A 17,726-nucleotide genomic window follows, 5' to 3' on the forward strand; every position below is an offset into this window, starting at 1 on the left:
TCCACGGTGCTCAGGCGATCTGGATGTTGGCGTCGCGGATGATCTTGGCCCAGCGGTCGACCTCGGACTTCAGGTAGGCGCCGAACTCCGCGGGGCCGCGCGGCTGCGGCACGAAGCCCAGCTGCAGCAGCGCCTGCTTCATGGCGGGCTGCGAGACCTGGCGCACGATGGCGTCGCCGATGCGCTGCACCAGCTCCGGCGGCGTGCCCGCGGGTGCCAGCACGCCGGTGAAGTTCTCGACGATCAGGTCCGGCAGGCCGGCTTCCTTCACGGTGGGCACGTCGGGCAGGTCCGCGCTGCGTTCGCGGGTGGTGATGGCCAGCGCCCGCAACGAGCCGTTCTTCACGTGCGAGAGCGATTCCGGATAGTTGGAGAACACCACGTCCAGGTGGCCGCCTATCAGGTCGGTGAGGGACGGCGCGCCGCCCTTGTAGGGAATGTGCATCATCGGTACGCCGGTGAGCTTCTGGTACAGCGCCAGGGTGAGGTGCGGCGGCGTGCCGTTGCCGCTGGAGCCGGCCGACAGCGATTTCGAGCGGGCGGCCTTGGCCAGATCGGCCATGCTCTTGATGTCGCTCTTGGCGTTGACCACCACCATGATGGGCGAGGACGCCAGGCCGGCCAGCGGCGTGAGGTCGCGCGTCAGGTCGTAGCCCGCCTTGCCGGCAAAGAGCGTCGCGTTGGCGGCGTGCGACAGCGTGATCGCCAGCCAGGTGTAGCCGTCCGGAGCGGCATGGGAAACGTGGGCGGCGCCGATGTTGGCGCTGCCGCCGGGCTTGTTTTCCACTACCACGTTCCAGCGCTCGGCGTCGCTTAGCGCTTTGCCGACCTGGCGCGCGGCCACGTCGGTCAGGCCGCCGGGCGGAAAGGGCACCACGTAATTGATCGGACGTTCGGGCCAGGCTTTCTGCGCCAGCGCGCGCTGCCAGGGCGCCAGGGCACAGAGGCCGGCGGCGCCCAGGGTGGCAAGCAGGCGCCGGCGTTGCGCGGCGTCGGGATGGTGATCGTGTTCGCTGTTCATCTGTCTTCCTCCTTGGGGGACGCCCGGGTAGGAATGCAACCGCCTGTGCTGCCGTGGCGGATGTCGCCCGGGTCTGCTGGTGTGGTTCTGAGACGATGCTGCGGGGAAATGCTGGCGGCAGGACGGCGCGTCCGCAATCCTGCTTGCGGACGCGCCGTTGCCAGGGACGACAGGCGCGATTAAGCGCTTTCGAAGATGCGGGTCAGAACGAATTCGCGGTGGCCCAGCGCTTCGGCCGCGGTCCAGCGGCCGTTGGCGGTGGCCAGCATGCATTCCAGCAGCTTGTCGCCGGCCTGGTTCAGGTCGATTTCACGCTGCAGCAGGCCGCTGGTGTCCACGTCGATGTGTTCGGACATGGTGCGCACCGTGCGCGGATTGGCGCAGATCTTGATGACCGGCAGTATCGGGTTGCCGATGACGTTGCCCTGGCCGGTGGGGAAGAAGTGCACGGCGTAGCCCGAGGCCGCGCACAAGGTCACCATTTCGGCCGCGGCGGAGGACGAGTCCATGAACCACAGGCCCGGGCCGTCCGGGATCTCGGCCTTGTCGATCACGCCGTCCACGCGGCATTGCTTGCCGATCTTCTGGATGTTGCCCAGCGCCTTTTCCTCGATGGTGGTCAGTCCGCCCGCGATGTTGCCCTTGGTGGGCTGGGATTCGGACAGGTCGCTGGTCTTCCAGCGGTCGATCATGGCCTGGTAGCGGTTGAACATGAACATGAAGCGCTCGCGCACCGCGTCGTTGGCGCAGCGCTCGGCCACGATGTGTTCGCCGCCGGTGAGTTCCGAGGTTTCACCGAAGACCAGCGTGGAGCCCAGCGCGTACAGCTTGTCGAAAGCGTTGCCCACGGTGGGGTTGGCGCCACAGCCGGAGGTGGTGTCGGATTCGCCGCATTTGGTCGACACCCACAGGTCGGCGATGGGGCATTCGCTGCGCGTCAGGGCCGTGGCGTAGTGCACGAATTCCTTGGCGCAGCGCGAGGCGCGCATGATGGTGTCGTGGTCGCCGTGCAGTTCGATGCTGAAGCCCATGACCGGCTTGCCGGTGGCGGCGATGCCGTCCACCACGCGCTTGGTCCAGCCTTCCTCGATACCGATTACCACCACTGCGGCGACGTTGGGATTGCAGCCGGTGCCGATCAGGGTGCGGAAGTGCAGCTCCAGGTCCTCGCCGAATTGCAGTCGGCCATAGGGATGAGGCAGGGCCATCGTGCCCTTGATGTTGTTGGCCACGGCTTCGGCTGCGGCATTCGAAATATCGTCCACGGGCAGGACGATGACGTGGTTGCGGACGCCGACGCGGCCGTTGTCGCGGCGGTAGCCCTGGAAGGTGGTCGAGGCGGTGATGATGGACATGGCGGATTCCTGTGCGGGGTGGGGGGCTTACCAGCGCTTGGTCTTGATGTTGTGCACATGGGCGTGCTGGCCGGCCTTGATGGGCTCCACCACGCGGCCGATGTCGACGCCGTACTTGAAGACGGTGTCGCCCACGGCCATGTCCTTCATCGCCACCTTGTGTCCGATGGGGATGTCCTGCGATGCGCGCACGTGGATGATCTTGTCTTCATCCATGATCCAGGCGTTCAGTTCCGTTCCGGCGGTGACTCCTTCCACGACGGCGACCGCCACCGTGTCCTTGGCATCGTGCAATACGGCGTGAATCATTTGTCTTCCTCTCTTGGGCTTGGGGGCGCCCGGCTGGTGCGGCGGCAGGGCGCGGATCGCTACGGCCAGGAAATCTTAGGACCGCGCTTCATGCGTGTCAACTAAATCATATATATGAATTGTATGACTTGAGCAGGTTCCGTCCCCGCCGCTACACTGTGGGCTCCTGATTTTTGCGATGCACCCATGAACACCAGCCTGTCCTCGACCGTGCCTTTGGGCAGTCCTCTGTACGCGCAGGTCAAGCAGGCCGTGCTGGCCGCGCTGGCGCAGGGCGAATGGAAGCAGGGCGAGGCGATCCCGCCCGAGAAGCTGCTGGCGGAACGCTTCGGTGTCTCCATCGGCACCTTGCGCAAGGCCATCGACGAACTGGCTGCGGAGAACATCCTGGTGCGGCATCAGGGCCGCGGCACCTTTGTGGCCGTGCACACGCGCAACCACCATTTCTTCAAGTTCTTCCGCATCGTGCGGCAGGACGGCGACAAGTCCTATCCCGCGACCGAGCTGCTGCGATTTCGCCGCGTGCGGGCCTCGGCCATCGCGCGCGAGAAGCTGAACCTGCCCGCTGGCGCCATGGTGTTCGAGTTCCTCAACCTGTTGTCGCTCAACGGCGACGTGGTGATGATGGATGAGATCTGCCTGCCGGAAGCATGCTTTCCGGGCATGACCGAAGCGCACCTGCGCGACCGCGCCAGCACGCTGTATGCGCTGTACCAGGACGTATTCGGCGTCAATGTGATCGCCACCGACGAGCGGCTGCGCACCTGCGTGGCCGAACGCACGCAGGCGCGGGCGCTGGGCGTGGCCGAAGGCAGCCCCTTGCTGGAGATCCGCCGCGTGGCGTTTTCCTACAAGCGGCAGGCGGTGGAATGGCGCATCTCGCGCGTCAACACCGAACGCTACGAGTACCTGGGCCAGGAGCCCTGGGAGGCTGGCGCCTGAATGGCCGCCGCGCGCGCCAGGCGGGCCGGATGGGCCGCCCGCCGTTGCGGCGCGCGTCAGCAGTGCTAGAATTCCTGCCGCAGTACAAAATTTTTCGGCGCCGATTTGCCTGATCCGCTTGCGGGCGCCTTCCAATAAATCCAGCTAAAGAGGTCCGTATGACCACTCCTGCCCAAAATTTGGCCGGTGATTCGGCCAGCGGGTTCGTACCCGCAACCGTCACGACTTCCGCTTCCGCTGATCCCGGTTCGGTCGGTCTCGTTGCCCCCACCTTCATCCGTTTCGATGAGCCCCTGTCCTTGCAGAGCGGCCAGTCGTTGGCTGCCTACGAACTGGCGGTCGAAACCTACGGCACGCTCAATGCCCAGCGCAGCAACGCGGTGCTGATCTGCCACGCGCTGAACGCTTCGCACCACGTGGCGGGGCAGGCGGCCGACAATCCCAGCGACGTGGGGTGGTGGGACAACATGGTGGGGCCCGGCAAAGCGGTGGACACCAACGTCTTCTTCGTCATCGGCGTCAACAACCTGGGCTCCTGCTTCGGCTCGACCGGCCCGGCCAGTATCAATCCGGAAACCGGCAAGCCCTGGGGCGCCGCTTTTCCGGTGCTGACCGTCGAGGACTGGGTAAGGGCGCAGGCCAGGGTCGCGGACCACTTCGGCATCGAACGTTTCGCCGCCGTGATGGGCGGATCGCTGGGCGGCATGCAGGCGCTCAGCTGGGCCATTACGTTGCCCGACCGCGTGGCCAATTGCGTGGTCATCGCCAGCACGCCGCGCCTGTCGGCGCAGAACATCGGCTTTAACGAGGTGGCGCGCCGCGCCATCATCACCGATCCGGATTTCCACGGCGGCGACTACTACGCGCAGGATACCGTGCCGCGCCGCGGCCTGTCGGTGGCGCGCATGCTTGGCCACATCACCTACCTGTCCGACGACGACATGGCGGAGAAGTTCGGCCGCGCCCAGCGCGCGCCGGCCGAGAACGGCGCGTACCACTACGGCTACGACGTCGAGTTCGAGGTGGAGTCGTACCTGCGCTATCAGGGCGAGAAATTCACCCGTTATTTCGACGCCAACACCTATCTGCTGATTACGCGCGCGCTGGACTACTTCGACCCGGCGCGCACCACCGGCGGCGATTTGGCCCGCGCGCTGGCTCCGGCCAAGGCCGATTTCCTGCTGGTGTCGTTCTCGACCGACTGGCGCTTCCCGCCGGAGCGTTCGCGCGAAATCGTGCGGGCGCTGCTGAAGAACGCCAGCCCCGTGACCTACGCCGAGATCGACGCGCCGCACGGCCACGACGCCTTCCTGCTGGAAGACGCGCGCTACCATGCCGTGGTTCGCGGCTATTACGAACGCATCGCGCGCGAGCTCGGGCTCGGCGTTGCCGCCCAGACCGAAGGACGTTCCGCATGACTCCCGTGACTCCCCGACCCGCGCACAGCGTCTTGCGGCCCGACCTGGCGCGCATCGCCAGCTGGATCGAGCCCGGCAGCCGCGTCCTGGACCTGGGCTGCGGCGACGGCGCGCTGCTGGCGCATCTGCGCGACCACCGGCAGGTGCGGGGCGCGGGCGTGGAACTGGACGACAACTGCGTCATCGCCTGCGTGCGGCGCGGCGTTGAAGTGATCCAGCAGAACCTGGAAGACGGGCTGGCGCTGTTCGACGACAAGCAGTTCGATACCGTGGTGCTGTCGCAGACCCTGCAATCGATGCACCGCACCGAGCACATCCTGCGCGAAATGGCGCGGGTGGCGCGCTACGGCGTGGTGTCGTTTCCCAACTTCGGTTACTGGCCGCACGGCTGGGCCATCCTGCGCGGCCGCATGCCGGTGACGGGCCAGATGCCCTACCAGTGGTACAACACGCCGAACATTCACTTGTGCACGCTGCGCGACTTCGAGCAGCTGGCCGGCGAATTGCGCCTGTCCATCCTGGAACGCGCCACCTTCAACGAAGGACGCGAGGTCAAGCTGCTGCCCAGCTGGCGCAGCACCCTGGCGGTGTACCGCTTCGCGTCGCCCTGACATTCCGACACGCCTGCTGCCTGCGGCGCGGGCGCATAGGCCCTAAAATGCCGCAAGCCTGCGGCCGCCAGCGGTGCGCTGGCGCGTTGTTTTAGGAGACCGTCATTACCGCTGCATCCAACGTCTATACCAGCCCCCGCGTGGCCCCCTTGCTGGTCCTGGGATTCGCCAGCGGATTGCCTCTGGCCCTGACCAGCGGCACCTTGCAGGCCTGGGCCACGGTGGAAAACGTGCCGCTGCAGCAGATCGGTTTCCTGACCCTGGTGGGCAGCGCCTATACCCTCAAGTTCCTGTGGGCTCCCTTGGTGGACCGCTATGCGCCGCCCTTGCTGGGGCGGCGGCGCGGCTGGATGTTGCTGACGCAGTTGCTGCTGGCCGTGGCCATCATGGCGATGGGCGCCTTGTCGCCTTCGTCCGCCTTGCAGACGCTGGCTCTGCTGGCCGTGCTGGTGGCGTTTCTGTCGGCCACGCAGGACATTGCTTTCGACGCCTATTGCACGGACGTGCTGCGCAAGGATGAGCGCGGCGCCGGCGCGGCCATCAAGGTCATGGGCTACCGGCTGGCGATGATCGTGTCGGGCGGGCTGGCGCTGATCCTGGCGGACCAGTGGATAGGCTGGGGCAACACCTATGTGCTGATGGGCGGGCTGATGCTGTTGTGCGCGTTGGCGACCTTCTGGGCGCCCGAACCCGAGCACGTCGCCCGACCGCCGCGTACGCTGCGCGAGGCCGTGGGCGAGCCTTTGCGGGAATTCTTCACGCGGCGCGGCGCGCTGGCGGTGTTGCTGCTGATCGTGCTGTACAAGCTGGGCGACGCGTTCGCGGGGGCTTTGTCCACCACCTTCCTGATCCGCGGCGCGGGCTTCACGCCGACGGAAGTGGGTACGGTGAACAAGGTGCTGGGGCTGGCCGCCACCATCATCGGCGCACTGGCGGGCGGGTCGCTCATGTCGCGCTGGGGCCTGTACCGGTCGCTGATGGCGTTCGGGCTGCTGCAGGCGGTGTCGAATCTGGCGTACTGGCTGATCGCCGTCAGTCCCAAGAACCTCTGGCTGATGGCCGCGGGCGTGGGAATCGAGAACCTGTGCGGCGGCCTGGGCACGGCGTCCTTCGTTGGCCTGCTTATGGCGTTGTGCCGCCAGCAGTTTTCGGCGACCCAGTTCGCGCTGCTGTCGGCGCTGTCGGCGGTGGGCCGGACCTACCTGGCCGGCCCTCTCACGCCGCCGCTGGTGGAAGCCATGGGCTGGCCGGGTTTCTTCCTGCTGACCGTGGCCATCGCGTTGCCGGGCCTGGTGCTGCTGCATCTGCTGCGCGGCACGATAGAAACCATGGAGAAGCAGGGCGATCAGGCCCCGGCTTGAAGCCGGCGGGTCCGAAAAAAACGGCGCCGAGGCGCCGTTTTTTCATGGCCGGACCGGGGTTTATTCCTCGCCGAGCAACCTGACGATCAGCACGTCGCTGGGCAGCGACTCCAGCAGCCGTTCGGCCACGCTGCCGATGGCGGTGCGCAGGATGCCGGTGCGGCCATGGGTGCCCGTCACGACCAGATCGGAACGGTGGTTGAAGGAGTATTCCGACAGCACGGTTTCCGGCTGGCCGCATTCCAGCACCACCTTGGGTGCGGCGACCTGGGCGAGTTCGGGCGTTTCGGCGATGAAGTCCTGGGCGCTCTGCTCGGCCGCCTTGTAGAAGCTGCGCGTGATGGCGTCATCCGGCGTGTTCTTGCCCTGGAAGGGGACGTCGTAGGAGTGGAACAAGGTCAGGTCCGCGTTCGGCACCAGGTGCAGCGCGGCGCGCAGCGCCTGGCGCGAGCCGGCGGAGAAGTCCGTGGCGACCAGCACGTCGCGGTAGGGCCGGCGCGGACGGGTCTTGACCACCAGTACGGGCTGGCGTGCCTGGCGGGCCAGCTTTTCGACCGTGGTGCCCAGCAGCAGGCGGCCCAGGGTTTCATCGCGCGCGGTGCCGGTGACGATCAGCGAGCAGCCGTAGCTGTCGGCGGTTTCCATGATGCGGACCAGCGGATCGCCGCTGACCACCACCACTTCGGTCGCCACGTCGGCGGCGGCCAGGTCCTCGGCCAGCTCGCGCTCGGCCAGCGCCTTGTGGTCCGTCGACAGGCGCCGCCACACGGGCGTGGTCAGGCGAGCCGGCGTGGCATGGGATTCCATGACATGCAGGACGATGAGCTTGGTGTTGAGTTCCTTGGCCAGCTGCAGCGCGCGGTCCAGGGCGCGGTCGCCGCGCGCGCTCAGGTCGGTCGCCAACAGGATGGGGCCAGTTTGCTGTGTCATACGTTCTCTCCCGGTTGTGGTTGGACCGCCGACTCCCGCGTGCGTCGCTCCAGCCGTTCCGCCCTCGCGGGCCTTATCCCCATTCTCGCGCGGCTGCGCGGAAGGGGACTTGATAGATATCAACGCAAAGTCGAGGGTAAGGGATGGCGGGCGCGCAGGCAATGGCCGTCCGCTACCCCGCCGCCTTAATACAATGGGGCCAGTTCAACTCCCTGCCTGCCCATGTTTCCGGATCTGTCTCCCGCCTTGCTGCACACGCTGTATCTTGTCGCCATCGTGGCGGAAGCGATGACCGCGGCGCTTTCGGCCGGCAGGCGCGACATGGACTGGATGGGCGTCTGCATCATTGCCTGCGTGACGGCCCTGGGCGGCGGTTCCCTGCGCGACGTGCTGCTGGGTCATTACCCGCTGACCTGGGTGGTCCATCCCGAATACCTGTGGATGACGGCGGGCGCGGCGATCTTTACGGCCCTGATCGCGCCCGTCATGCGGCGCCTGCGCAGCCTGTTCCTGCTGGCCGATGCGCTGGGCCTGGTGGCGTTCACGGTCATCGGCTGCCAGGTGGCGCAGCTGATGCAGCTGCCGATCACGGTGGTGCTGATCAGCGGCATGATCACCGGCTGCGCCGGCGGGGTGCTGCGCGATGTGCTGTGCAACGAGGTGCCGCTGCTGTTCCGCAAGGAGCTCTATGCCAGCGTGTCCTTCGTGACCGGCGGGCTGTACCTGGGCTCGCAGGCCTTGGGCCTGTCCGCCAACGCCGCGGTGCCGATCGCGCTGGCCGCGGGCCTGGCGGTGCGCCTGCTGGCCCTGCGCTTCAATTGGCAGATGCCGAAGTTCGTGTATCGGGACGACTGGGACTGAAGCAGGGCGGCAGGGCGCTCTGCAACAATTTTCTTATTTATGTTTCAAGAGATTTCTAGTATCTTCACGAAGTCTCATACCATGCATTGCGCAGTACAAGGGGAGCCGATTGGACGTCAAAGCGCCCGCCACGATTCCGTATTTCCTGCAGGAACAGATTCGTGAATTGATCGTGGACGGCACCATCCGTCCCGGCCAGCCGCTGCGCGAACAGGAGCTGGAGCAGCGTTTCGGCACCAGCCGCAGCCCGATCCGCGAAGCGCTGCGCCTGCTGGAGCTGAGCGGCCTGGTCACCCATATCCAGCGCAAGGGTTTCAGGGTCACCCTGTACACCGAGGCGCAGATCCGTCATCTGTACCAACTGCGCGCCGAACTCGAGGCCTATTGCATCCGCCAGGCGGCGGAAGCGGCCGACCAGGCGCCGCTGCTGGCTGAGCTGCGCCTTCATGACGCCGCCATCGGGGCGGCATTGGCGTCGGGCGATGGGCGCGCCGCCATTGCCTCGGCCTGCGCGTTCTATCTGGCTGCGGCCCGCAGCACGGGCAATACCCCGCTTGCGGGCATGCTCAGCAAGCTTTACGAGCAGATCGAACCGTTGCGCTACCTGTTGGCCAGGCAGGCGCTGCCGTTCACCGGCATCCAGGCCTGCACCAGCGGCGTCATCGAAGCATTGGCCGGCCGCGACGTCGAGCGTGCTGCCAATCTGACGCGCAGCTATCTGGCGGACGTGCTGCCCAGCGTGGCGCAGGCGTATCGCCAGGCCGCGCTGCAGGACGCGGAAGAACCGCAGCCGCGCTACGCACGCGCCTGAGCCGGCCGCGCCTCGCCGGCCGCGCCTAGCCAGCCGCGCCTAGCCAGCCGCGCCTCGCCAGCCGCGCCTAGCCGGCCGCGCCTATTCCCTCGGTGGGGTGCGGACTTCTATGCCGGCCTGTTCCAGCGCCTTGCGGATGCCGTCGGCGAAGATCAGCGCGTTCGGCTGGTCGCCATGGATGCACAGCGTGTCGGCCTGCACCGCCACGTCCTTGCCGTCCACCGAACGCACCTTGCCTTCGCGCACCATGCGCACCACCTGCGCCACCGCCTGATCCAGGTCTTCGATCATCGCGCCGGCGCGGCTGCGCGGCGTGAGCGAGCCGTCGTCCTGGTAGGAGCGGTCGGCGAAGACCTCGTTGGCGGCGGCCAGGCCGATGGAACGGGCCGCGTCGATCAGTTTGCTGCCGGCCAGTCCGTACAGGATCAGCGAGGCGTCCACGTCCTTGACGGCCTGGCAGATCGCGCGCGCCAGCCCTTCGTCCTTGGCGGCCATGTTGTAAAGCGCGCCGTGCGCTTTCACATGGTGCAGCCGCGCGCCTTGCGAGGCGGCCACGCCGGCCAAGGCGCCGATCTGGTAGACCACGATGTCGTAGGCTTCGTCGGGGCTGATCTGGATGACGCGGCGTCCGAATCCGGCCAGATCCTGCAGGCTGGGGTGCGCGCCCAGCGCCACGCCGCGCGCCAGCGCGGCCGCCACGGTCTTGCGCATGGTGGCCGGGTCGCCGCCATGGAAGCCACAGGCGATATTGGCGGAGCTGACGAACTGCAGCACCGCGGCGTCGTTGCCCATGGTCCAGGCGCCATAGCTTTCGCCCATGTCGCAGTTCATGTCGATGCGGGTGGTCATGGCAAATTCCTTTCTAGGCGAGGAGCGCGCGCAACGGCGCCAGCGCGTCCTGCAATTGCGTGAAGGCGCGCTCGCGTTCGCCGTCCAGGCGCTGCGCTTCTTCCAGTTCGATCAGCTGGAAGCGCAGCGTCTGGCCCGGTGCGCACTGCGCCAGGACGGGCAGGTCCACCGTGGCGATCTGCGCGATCTTGGGGTAGCCGCCGGTGGTCTGCCGGTCGGCCATGAGGATGATGGCCTCGCCGCCCGAAGGCACCTGCACGGTGCCGAAACACGCGGCTTCCGACAGCATCTGACGCGGCTGGCTCATGGCCAGCGCGGGGCCCAGCAGGCGGTAGCCCATGCGGTCGGACTGCGGGCTGATGCGGAACTCCGCGCCGCCGCCAAAGGCCTGGCGGGTGGCCTCGGAGAATTCCTCCCAGTGCATGCCGGGCAGGAAACGGATGAACTCGCGGCGCTTGGCGCCCAGCGCCGCCGGCAGGTAGACGCGCTGGTTCCACAGCGCTTCCTGCAAGGCGTCGAGGTCGCGGCCAGCGGCCAGCGGCGCATGCAGCGGCACCTGGTCGCCCTTGGCCAGCGCGCGTCCCTGGAAGCCGCCGAAGCCGCTGCGCAGGTAGGTGCTTTCGCTGCCCATGACGCGCGGCAGCGCAAAGCCGCCGTGCACCGCGAGATAGCCGCGCACGCCCACGGCCGGCCTGGCGCCGAAGGCCAAGGTGTCGCCCGTCCGCGCCACCAGCGGGCGGTGGACGGGAATGTCCTGGCCGTTGAGCGTGGCGCCAAGGTCGGCGCCAGCCAGCGCGAAGCAGGCCGCGGCGTCAAAGCGCAGGGTAGGACCCGTCAGGGTCATTTCCAGCGTGGCGTGTTCGTCTTGATTGCCGGCCAGCGCGTTGGCCAGCCGGTGCGCGCGCTCGTCCATGGCGCCCGCGGCGGGGATGCCCTGATGCTGGTAGCCCTCGCGGCCGCGGTCCTGGAAGCTGGACAGCATGCCGGGCTTGATCACGGTCACGCTCATGGCCGGGCTCCCCGGATGCGGTTGAATTCCTCGGGGCTGATGGGCACGAAGCGGACCGAGTCGCCGGGTTGCAGCAGGGCGGCGGGTTCGCGGGCCGGGTCGAACATGGTGAGCGGCGTGGCGCCGATGATGTTCCAGCCGCCGGGCAGGCGGTTCGGGTAGATCACGGTCTGCCGGTTGGCGACCGCCACGGCGCCGGGCGGCACCGCGGTGCGCGGCGAGGCGCGGCGCGGGATATTCAGTTTTTCGTCGTGCACGCCCAGATAGGCGTGGCCGGGCGCGAAGCCCAGCATGAAGACCATGCTGCGCGGCTGGCTGTGCAGCTGGATGACGCCTTCGGGAGTGAGGCCGGCGGCGTCGGCCACTTCGGCGAGGTCGGGGCCATGTTCGCCGCCGTAGCAGACCGGGATGTCGATCTCGCGTCCGCCCAGGGCGTCCGCGGCGATGCCTTCGGACAATAGTTGTCCGATGCGCTCGGCCAGTTGCGGGTAGGTGGGGCCGCCGCTGGCGCCGGGGCGGTAATGCACCGCCACCGCGACGAAGGAAGGCACCACATCGGTCACGCCGGCAAGCCGCGCGTCGCGCAGCTTGCCGGCCGCGGCCAGACAGGTCCTGCCGACATCGGCGTCGATCTGGTCGCCAAAGGAAACGATCAGGCAGCGGTCACCCTGGGGCAGGATGCGCCAGGAGGTTTCGGCCGGAGAAGGAGGTTCTGAATTTGCGTTCAACGACACGAAACCTGTAGAGACGGATTACTTGGCGAACAGGGAATCCAGGTTCTTGAACGCCTTGAATTCCAGCGCGTTGCCCGACGGATCCAGGAAGAACATGGTGGCTTGTTCGCCCACTTCACCCTTGAAGCGGATGTAGGGCTCGATGACGAATTCGGTGCCGGCGTCGGTCAGACGCTTCGCCATCGCTTCCCATTGTTCCATGGAAAGCACCGCGCCGAAATGGCGCACCGGCACATTGTGCGAGTCCACGGCGCTGGTGGCCTTGTGGCCGCATTCGCCGGGAGCCAGGTGGGCGACGATCTGGTGGCCGTAGAAGTTGAAGTCGATCCATTCGGGCGAGCTGCGGCCCTCCGGACAGCCCAGTTTTTCGCCATAGAAGGCGCGGGCTTCGGCCAGGTCGCGGACCGGGAAGGCGAGGTGGAACGGCGGCAGGTTGGTTTGAGCGGTCATGGAAGGCTCCGGGTCAGGCAAAGAAAAAATGATCAGTCGGATTGCGAGCCATCGCAAGCTTGGACGGCCTAGCATCGATGGGTAGTTTAGGTATTGTTTTTTTGATTGAAAAACGATATTTTTTGCTACTTAGCATCGAAATAATTGATCGTGATCAAAGAGTTCAAGACCTTCATCGCCGTGGCGCGGGACGGCACCTTTACCGGCGCCGGCGCCCGGCTGGGCCTGACCCAGTCTGCCGTCAGCGCCCAGATCAAGCGCCTGGAGGATTACCTGGGCGGGCCGCTGTTCGACCGTAGCGCGCGCGCCGCGGTGCTGAATGCGCACGGCCGCGAAGTGCTGCCGCAGGCGGAAGAACTGGTCGCCATGGCCGAGCGGATGATTACAGCTGGCGGGGCGGGCCATGTCAGCGGCTTGCTGCGCATCGGCGCCATCGCGTCGGTGCAGCAGGACCTGCTGGCGCGCGCGCTGGGCGGATTTCGCGCGGTCTATCCGGATGTGCGGGTGCGCATCGTGCCAGGTGTGTCGCTGTCGCTCCTGGGGCAGGTGGATGCGGGCGAGGTGGACATGGCCATGCTGATCAAGCCGCCCTTCGCTCTGCCGCCCGAACTCGGCTGGCAGCCCCTGCTGCGTGAACCGGTGATGTTGGCCATGCCCGCTTCCATGCCCATCGCGCCCTGGCGCGAACTGCTGGCAAGCCAGCCCTTCATCCGCTACGACCGCGCGTCATTCGGCGGGCGCGTGGTGGACCTGTTCCTGAAGAAGCAGCGCATCCCGGTGCGCGAGGCTGTGGAGCTGGACGAGATCGACGCCATCGCCAACATGGTGCGGTTGGGGCTGGGCGTGGCGCTGTTGCCGCAGCTGCGGCGGCTGGACATGACCGGCTTGCGGCTGTTGCCGCTGGGGGAGGCGGCGTTCTACCGCGAGATCGGCCTGATAGGCCGGCTGCCGTTCGATGCCGGCAGCGTGCAGGAGAAGATGGCGGAATGCCTGGCGGCCGCCGCGGCAGAGTCTTGAGCCGTTTGGCGGGCGGCGCATGACGCGCTGCCCGCCACGGCGGCGGTGGCTTACAGCCGGTCGCAGCGGACCGTGATGGGGTGGCTGCGCAGCGTGGACATCACGACGTCGTTGACTTCGCCTTCCACGTCGGTGATCACATAGCCGATCTGGCCGCGGGTCTGCAGGGTCTGGCTGACGATGTTCAGGCCGTGCTGCGCCATCAGGTTGTCCAGCGTGCCCAGCGCGCCCGGGGCGTTGCGGTGCACGTGCAGGATGCGCGTGCCGCCGGCGGGCTCCAGATACGGCAGCTCGGGGAAGTTGACCGCGCCCTTGGTGGTGCCGGCCTGCAGGAAGCGCACCAGCTTCTCGGCCACTTCCCGGCCGATGTTCTCTTGCGATTCCTGCGTGCTGCCGCCGATGTGCGGGGTCAGGATCACGTTGGGCAGGCCGATCAGCGGGCTGGCCAGCGGCTCGTCCGCGCCCTTGGGCTCGGTCGGGAACACGTCCAGCGCGGCGCCGGCCAGATGGCCGGATTTCAGCGCCGCATGCAGCGCGTCGATATCCACCACCGTGCCGCGCGAGGCGTTGATCAGGATGGCGCCACGGCGCATGCGGCCGATGGTTTCCGCGTTCATGATCTTTTCGGTGGTCTTGCCGCCCGGCACGTGCAGGGTCACCACGTCGGCCTGCTCCAGCAGCTCGTTGAGCGTGGCGGCGGGCCGGGCATTGCCCAGCGGCAGCTTGGCTTCGACGTCGTGATAGACGACGCGCATGCCCAGGCCTTCGGCCAGCGTGCTGATCTGCGAGCCGATGTTGCCGTAGCCCACGATGCCCAGCGTCTTGCCGCGGGTCTCGAATGCGCCCGCGGCGCTCTTGTCCCAGTGGCCCAGGTGCACGCGGGCGTTCTTTTCGGGAATGCGGCGCAGCAGCAGGATGGCTTCGCCCAGCACCAGTTCGGCCACCGAGCGGGTGTTCGAGAACGGTGCGTTGAACACCGGGATGCCGCGCTGCATGGCCGCGTCCAGGTCGACCTGGTTGGTGCCGATGCAGAAGCAGCCCACGACGCGCAGGTCGGGGTTGCCGGACAGCAGGGCGGCATCCAGGTGCGTGCGAGAACGGATCCCCGCCACCTGAGCGCCGCGCAGGGCGTCGCTCAATTGCGACGCCGGCAAGGCGGCCGCATGCGTGACGATGTCGGAGTAGCCGGCGGCTTCAAAAACAGCGCGGGCGCTCGGGTGGATGTTCTCGAACAGGACGATTTGTGCCATGACAGCCTGAGGGGTGGGTGAGGAATCCGTTTTATTGATTGTGGCCCATTTTTGCTGCAGTGCAAGGAGTAGCCATTGGGGCGGCATGGATGAATTGTTTCAGGCGCACAAACGATACGGGCATCGCCACAAAGAGCGATGCCCGGACAGAACCTGAAGGTTCGCGCGTTAACGGTAGGCCTGGAACACCTTGGCGCCGCCCTGCTTGTCCACCAGGACCACGTCATGCGGCGTCTTGCGGCCGCCGTATTCGGGGCCGTCCATGCCGGGGGAGCCCAGCGGCATGCCTGGCGCGGCCAGGCCGGCTGCGTCGGGCTTTTCGAGCAGCAGGCGGCGCACGTCGCTGGCCGGGACGTGGCCTTCGATCGCGTAGCCTTCGACGGCCGCGGTGTGGCACGAACCGTAGTTGGCCATGCCGGCGTTGCGGCGGATGGGGCCAGTGTCCTGGACGTCGTGGGTGGTGACGGCGAAGCCGTTGTCGCGCATGTGCTTGACCCAGTCTTCACAGCAGCCGCAGGTCGGGGTCTTCCAGACCTCGACCTTGACGGGCGTCTGGGCGGTGGCGAAAACGGGCGCGCACAGGGCCGCGGCAAGGGCCAGGCGGCGCGTAAGACGGGAAAGGTTCATGATGCTCCGTTGCGGGACGATGTGATTGCAAGCGTACTGTAGAGGAACGGGGGTGACCCCATTCTGTCCCGCACATTACGATTTTGTAATGTTGTCCGCGGTGGCATGGCCCTCCGGCGCGCGCAGCGTGATGCCGACCACGGTGCCATGCGCGCCCGAGGCCGCGTCGACCTCGCCGCCATGCATGCGCGCGATGGCGCGCACGATGGCCAGGCCCAGGCCGTGGCCTTCGCTGCGCGGCGCGCGCGCCGGGCTGGAGCGGAAGAAGCGGTCGAAGATGCGGGGCAGGTCCGTCGGCGGGATGGGCGGGCCTGGGTTGCGCACTTCCACCCGCGCGCCCGCGGGCGAAGCCGAGCAGGTCAGCACGATTTCGCCGCCCCGGGGCGTGGCCTTGATGGCGTTGGAAATCAGGTTCGCCAGCGCGCGCCGCACCAACCCGGCGTTGGCGGCCACGGTGGCGTCGCCTGCGCAGCGCAGATGCACGCCGCTTTCTTCCAGCGTGGCTTCGTAGTATTCGGCCACGCGTCGCGCTTCGGCGGCCAGCGATACCTGCGCCAGGTCCGCGGCCCGTTCGCCGCGGTCGGCGCGCGCCAGGAACAGCATGTCGTTGACCAGGGTCTTCAGGTCTTCCAGCTCTTCAAGGTTGGATTCCAGCGCATCGCGCAGTTCTGCCGCGTCGCGCGGCGACGACAGCATGACCTGCGTGCCGTTGATCAGCGTGGCCAGCGGCGTGCGCAGCTCGTGCGCCACGTCGGCATTGAAGCCTTCCATCTGCTGGTAGGCGGCCTGCAGGCGTTCCAGCGTGCGGTTGAAGGAACGGACCAGCTCGTGCAATTCGCGGTCGGTGTCTTCCAGCGGCAGGCGCCGCGCCAGATTGTCGGGCTGGATGCTGGCCGCCTGCTCGGACAGCCTGCGCGCCGGCGCCATGCTGCGCCTGACGGCCCAGGCCGCCAACACCACGGTCGCGCCGACCCACAGCGCGCAGATCAGCACCAGCGCGGTGCCATAGGCATACAGGAACTGCGAACTGGTGCGCGTGCTGACCGCCACGGTCAGTTGCGCGCCGGGCAGGATGCGGTCGTTCATGGCGACCCGCAGGCCGCGCATGCGGCCGCCGTCGGCGGTCTGCAGCACGACCTGCCTGCCGTCGCCGGTCGCCAGCGTTTCGGGAGCGGGGCCGCCGTACACGGAGTGGCCGTGCGCATCCACGATCCAGATGCCCAGCTGGCCTTCGCCCGCGCGCATCTCGTCGAAGGTGGCGGCCAGGTCTTTCAGGCCGCGGGCGTTGTTCTGCATGTCGATCAGGTGATCGATCAATTCCAGCTTGCCGCTGACTTCGGTGATTTCCTGCCGTTCCACTTCGCGCTTGAGCGCCCAGAACAGCGTGGCTCCCGCCAGGCTGGACACAAGCAGGGCGATGGCGCCCAGCAGCAGCGTCAGCCGCGCCTGCATGGAACGCATGCGCAGCGGCTTCATGCCGGGCGGCTATCCGCGGGGCGCGATTCCAGCACGTAGCCCATGCCGCGCACTGTATGCAGCAACTTGGTGTCGTAGGGGTCGTCCAGCTTGCTGCGCAGCCGCCGCACCGCCACGTCGATGACGTTGGTGTCGCTGTCGAAGTTCATGTCCCAGACCTGCTCGGCCAGGGTGGTGCGCGACAGCACCTGGCCCTGGCGGCGCAGCAGCAGGGCCAGCAGATTGAATTCCTTGGCGGTCAGGTCCAGGCGGCGGCCGCCGCGTTGGGCGCGCCGGCGGGCCAGGTCCAGTTCCAGGTCGGCCAGGCGCAGCAGGGTGGGTTCCTGAGAGCGTCCGCGGCGTAGCAGCGCCTGCACCCGCGCGAGCAGTTCCGAAAAGGCGAAAGGCTTGACCAGGTAGTCGTCGGCGCCGCCTTCCAATCCGCGCACGCGGTCCTCGACGGCGTCGCGCGCGGTCAGCATCAGGATGGGCGTGTCCTTCTGTTCGCGCACCGCGGCCAGCACGCCGAAGCCATCCACGCCCGGCAGCATCACGTCCAGCACGATCAGGTCGTAGACGCCTTCCAGCGCCAGATGCAGGCCGTCCACGCCGTCGCGAGCCAGGTCCACGACGTGGCTTTGCTCCGACAGGCCCTTCTTGAGGTAGTCGGCCAGTTTGGGTTCGTCTTCGATGACCAGGATGCGCATGGCAGGAAA

The 17,726-nt window shown here is 67.4% G+C and carries 19 protein-coding genes and 1 riboswitch; of the genes, 7 read left to right on the top strand and 12 right to left on the bottom strand.

Translation table 11 applies throughout. From position 1 onward, the window contains the following. Nucleotides 1-10: 10 nt before the first annotated feature. The 3 genes from AC1RHV_RS15180 to AC1RHV_RS15190 form a co-directional block, all read right to left on the bottom strand. Nucleotides 11-1,021, bottom strand: coding sequence for a Bug family tripartite tricarboxylate transporter substrate binding protein (locus tag AC1RHV_RS15180; protein ID WP_175161148.1), 1,011 nt, complete (start codon nucleotides 1,019-1,021; stop codon nucleotides 11-13). A gap of 179 nt (nucleotides 1,022-1,200) precedes the next feature. Beyond that, entirely contained in the window at nucleotides 1,201-2,376 is a 1,176-nt protein-coding gene (locus AC1RHV_RS15185) for a UxaA family hydrolase (RefSeq protein WP_054455027.1), read from the bottom strand. Between the two features lie 27 nt (nucleotides 2,377-2,403). Next, nucleotides 2,404-2,685 (bottom strand): UxaA family hydrolase, encoded by a 282-nt coding sequence (locus AC1RHV_RS15190; RefSeq protein ID WP_042795507.1) that lies wholly within the window; start codon nucleotides 2,683-2,685, stop codon nucleotides 2,404-2,406. A gap of 186 nt (nucleotides 2,686-2,871) precedes the next feature. On the opposite strand from AC1RHV_RS15190, the gene AC1RHV_RS15195 reads away from it, so the two are divergent. The 4 genes from AC1RHV_RS15195 (at nucleotide 2,872) to AC1RHV_RS15210 (ending at nucleotide 7,017) form a co-directional block, all read left to right on the top strand. Next, on the top strand, nucleotides 2,872-3,627 hold the full coding sequence (locus AC1RHV_RS15195; RefSeq protein ID WP_054455025.1) for a GntR family transcriptional regulator: 756 nt from the start codon (nucleotides 2,872-2,874) through the stop codon (nucleotides 3,625-3,627). Between the two features lie 87 nt (nucleotides 3,628-3,714). Further along, a riboswitch (SAM riboswitch) is annotated at nucleotides 3,715-3,796 on the top strand. Then, entirely contained in the window at nucleotides 3,786-5,045 is a 1,260-nt protein-coding gene (gene metX / locus AC1RHV_RS15200) for a homoserine O-succinyltransferase MetX (RefSeq protein WP_181953334.1), read from the top strand. It overlaps the preceding riboswitch by 11 nt. Beyond that, a complete protein-coding gene (gene metW, locus AC1RHV_RS15205; RefSeq protein ID WP_054455023.1) occupies nucleotides 5,042-5,656 on the top strand; it encodes a methionine biosynthesis protein MetW in 615 nt (204 codons plus the stop codon). The genes metX and metW overlap by 4 nt, the downstream gene beginning before the upstream one ends. A gap of 104 nt (nucleotides 5,657-5,760) precedes the next feature. Beyond that, entirely contained in the window at nucleotides 5,761-7,017 is a 1,257-nt protein-coding gene (locus AC1RHV_RS15210; RefSeq protein ID WP_119452172.1) for a muropeptide transporter, read from the top strand. 60 nt (nucleotides 7,018-7,077) lie between these two features. Here the strand turns inward: AC1RHV_RS15210 and AC1RHV_RS15215 are convergent, their stop codons facing one another. Then, the gene (locus AC1RHV_RS15215) at nucleotides 7,078-7,947 is read right to left on the bottom strand and encodes a universal stress protein (RefSeq protein ID WP_054455020.1); all 870 of its coding nucleotides are present in this window, start codon (nucleotides 7,945-7,947) and stop codon (nucleotides 7,078-7,080) included. A gap of 222 nt (nucleotides 7,948-8,169) precedes the next feature. On the opposite strand from AC1RHV_RS15215, the gene AC1RHV_RS15220 reads away from it, so the two are divergent. Continuing rightward, nucleotides 8,170-8,808, top strand: a complete 639-nt coding sequence (locus tag AC1RHV_RS15220; protein WP_054455018.1) for a trimeric intracellular cation channel family protein — start codon at nucleotides 8,170-8,172, stop codon at nucleotides 8,806-8,808. 109 nt (nucleotides 8,809-8,917) lie between these two features. Continuing rightward, a complete protein-coding gene (locus tag AC1RHV_RS15225; protein WP_054455016.1) occupies nucleotides 8,918-9,619 on the top strand; it encodes a GntR family transcriptional regulator in 702 nt (233 codons plus the stop codon). Between the two features lie 81 nt (nucleotides 9,620-9,700). On the opposite strand, the gene AC1RHV_RS15230 is transcribed toward AC1RHV_RS15225, so the two are convergent. From AC1RHV_RS15230 to AC1RHV_RS15245, 4 genes are read right to left on the bottom strand one after another with little or no spacing between them, the layout of a single operon-like run. Beyond that, nucleotides 9,701-10,468: a LamB/YcsF family protein gene (locus AC1RHV_RS15230; protein WP_054455014.1), complete on the bottom strand. Its 768-nt coding sequence runs from the start codon at nucleotides 10,466-10,468 to the stop codon at nucleotides 9,701-9,703. A gap of 13 nt (nucleotides 10,469-10,481) precedes the next feature. Continuing rightward, entirely contained in the window at nucleotides 10,482-11,477 is a 996-nt protein-coding gene (locus tag AC1RHV_RS15235; protein ID WP_460360604.1) for a 5-oxoprolinase subunit C family protein, read from the bottom strand. Further along, nucleotides 11,474-12,205, bottom strand: a complete 732-nt coding sequence (gene pxpB, locus AC1RHV_RS15240; RefSeq protein WP_054455010.1) for a 5-oxoprolinase subunit PxpB — start codon at nucleotides 12,203-12,205, stop codon at nucleotides 11,474-11,476. Before pxpB ends, AC1RHV_RS15235 begins: the two co-directional genes overlap by 4 nt. 24 nt (nucleotides 12,206-12,229) lie before the next feature. Then, nucleotides 12,230-12,661, bottom strand: a complete 432-nt coding sequence (locus tag AC1RHV_RS15245; protein WP_054455008.1) for a VOC family protein — start codon at nucleotides 12,659-12,661, stop codon at nucleotides 12,230-12,232. Nucleotides 12,662-12,811: 150 nt separating this feature from the next. Between AC1RHV_RS15245 and AC1RHV_RS15250 the strand changes: the two genes are divergently transcribed. Then, nucleotides 12,812-13,678 carry a LysR family transcriptional regulator gene (locus tag AC1RHV_RS15250; protein WP_492301767.1) on the top strand — a complete coding sequence of 289 codons (867 nt, stop codon included), beginning with the start codon at nucleotides 12,812-12,814 and terminating at the stop codon, nucleotides 13,676-13,678. 50 nt (nucleotides 13,679-13,728) lie between these two features. On the opposite strand, the gene serA is transcribed toward AC1RHV_RS15250, so the two are convergent. The 4 genes from serA to AC1RHV_RS15270 all read right to left on the bottom strand — a co-directional run bounded on the left by serA (nucleotide 13,729) and on the right by AC1RHV_RS15270 (nucleotide 17,717). Continuing rightward, nucleotides 13,729-14,928 (bottom strand): phosphoglycerate dehydrogenase, encoded by a 1,200-nt coding sequence (gene serA, locus AC1RHV_RS15255; RefSeq protein ID WP_054455006.1) that lies wholly within the window; start codon nucleotides 14,926-14,928, stop codon nucleotides 13,729-13,731. 168 nt (nucleotides 14,929-15,096) lie between these two features. Continuing rightward, nucleotides 15,097-15,555, bottom strand: a complete 459-nt coding sequence (locus AC1RHV_RS15260) for a DUF411 domain-containing protein (protein ID WP_054455004.1) — start codon at nucleotides 15,553-15,555, stop codon at nucleotides 15,097-15,099. A gap of 75 nt (nucleotides 15,556-15,630) precedes the next feature. Further along, a complete protein-coding gene (locus AC1RHV_RS15265) occupies nucleotides 15,631-17,031 on the bottom strand; it encodes a heavy metal sensor histidine kinase (RefSeq protein WP_492301231.1) in 1,401 nt (466 codons plus the stop codon). Continuing rightward, nucleotides 17,028-17,717: a heavy metal response regulator transcription factor gene (locus AC1RHV_RS15270; RefSeq protein ID WP_054454998.1), complete on the bottom strand. Its 690-nt coding sequence runs from the start codon at nucleotides 17,715-17,717 to the stop codon at nucleotides 17,028-17,030. The genes AC1RHV_RS15265 and AC1RHV_RS15270 overlap by 4 nt, the downstream gene beginning before the upstream one ends. Nucleotides 17,718-17,726: the final 9 nt, after the last annotated feature.

This window comes from Achromobacter sp. GW823-FHT04E03 (assembly GCF_058796095.1).

Coding starts and splice junctions, on each gene's coding strand:
- AC1RHV_RS15180 (WP_175161148.1), bottom strand. CDS start 1,021: ATGAACAGCGAACACGATCACCATCCCGACGCCGCGCAACGCCGGCGC.
- AC1RHV_RS15185 (WP_054455027.1), bottom strand. CDS start 2,376: ATGTCCATCATCACCGCCTCGACCACCTTCCAGGGCTACCGCCGCGAC.
- AC1RHV_RS15190 (WP_042795507.1), bottom strand. CDS start 2,685: ATGATTCACGCCGTATTGCACGATGCCAAGGACACGGTGGCGGTCGCC.
- AC1RHV_RS15195 (WP_054455025.1), top strand. CDS start 2,872: ATGAACACCAGCCTGTCCTCGACCGTGCCTTTGGGCAGTCCTCTGTAC.
- metX (WP_181953334.1), top strand. CDS start 3,786: ATGACCACTCCTGCCCAAAATTTGGCCGGTGATTCGGCCAGCGGGTTC.
- metW (WP_054455023.1), top strand. CDS start 5,042: ATGACTCCCGTGACTCCCCGACCCGCGCACAGCGTCTTGCGGCCCGAC.
- AC1RHV_RS15215 (WP_054455020.1), bottom strand. CDS start 7,947: ATGACACAGCAAACTGGCCCCATCCTGTTGGCGACCGACCTGAGCGCG.
- AC1RHV_RS15220 (WP_054455018.1), top strand. CDS start 8,170: ATGTTTCCGGATCTGTCTCCCGCCTTGCTGCACACGCTGTATCTTGTC.
- AC1RHV_RS15230 (WP_054455014.1), bottom strand. CDS start 10,468: ATGACCACCCGCATCGACATGAACTGCGACATGGGCGAAAGCTATGGC.
- AC1RHV_RS15235 (WP_460360604.1), bottom strand. CDS start 11,477: ATGAGCGTGACCGTGATCAAGCCCGGCATGCTGTCCAGCTTCCAGGAC.
- AC1RHV_RS15245 (WP_054455008.1), bottom strand. CDS start 12,661: ATGACCGCTCAAACCAACCTGCCGCCGTTCCACCTCGCCTTCCCGGTC.
- serA (WP_054455006.1), bottom strand. CDS start 14,928: ATGGCACAAATCGTCCTGTTCGAGAACATCCACCCGAGCGCCCGCGCT.
- AC1RHV_RS15260 (WP_054455004.1), bottom strand. CDS start 15,555: ATGAACCTTTCCCGTCTTACGCGCCGCCTGGCCCTTGCCGCGGCCCTG.
- AC1RHV_RS15265 (WP_492301231.1), bottom strand. CDS start 17,031: ATGAAGCCGCTGCGCATGCGTTCCATGCAGGCGCGGCTGACGCTGCTG.
- AC1RHV_RS15270 (WP_054454998.1), bottom strand. CDS start 17,717: ATGCGCATCCTGGTCATCGAAGACGAACCCAAACTGGCCGACTACCTC.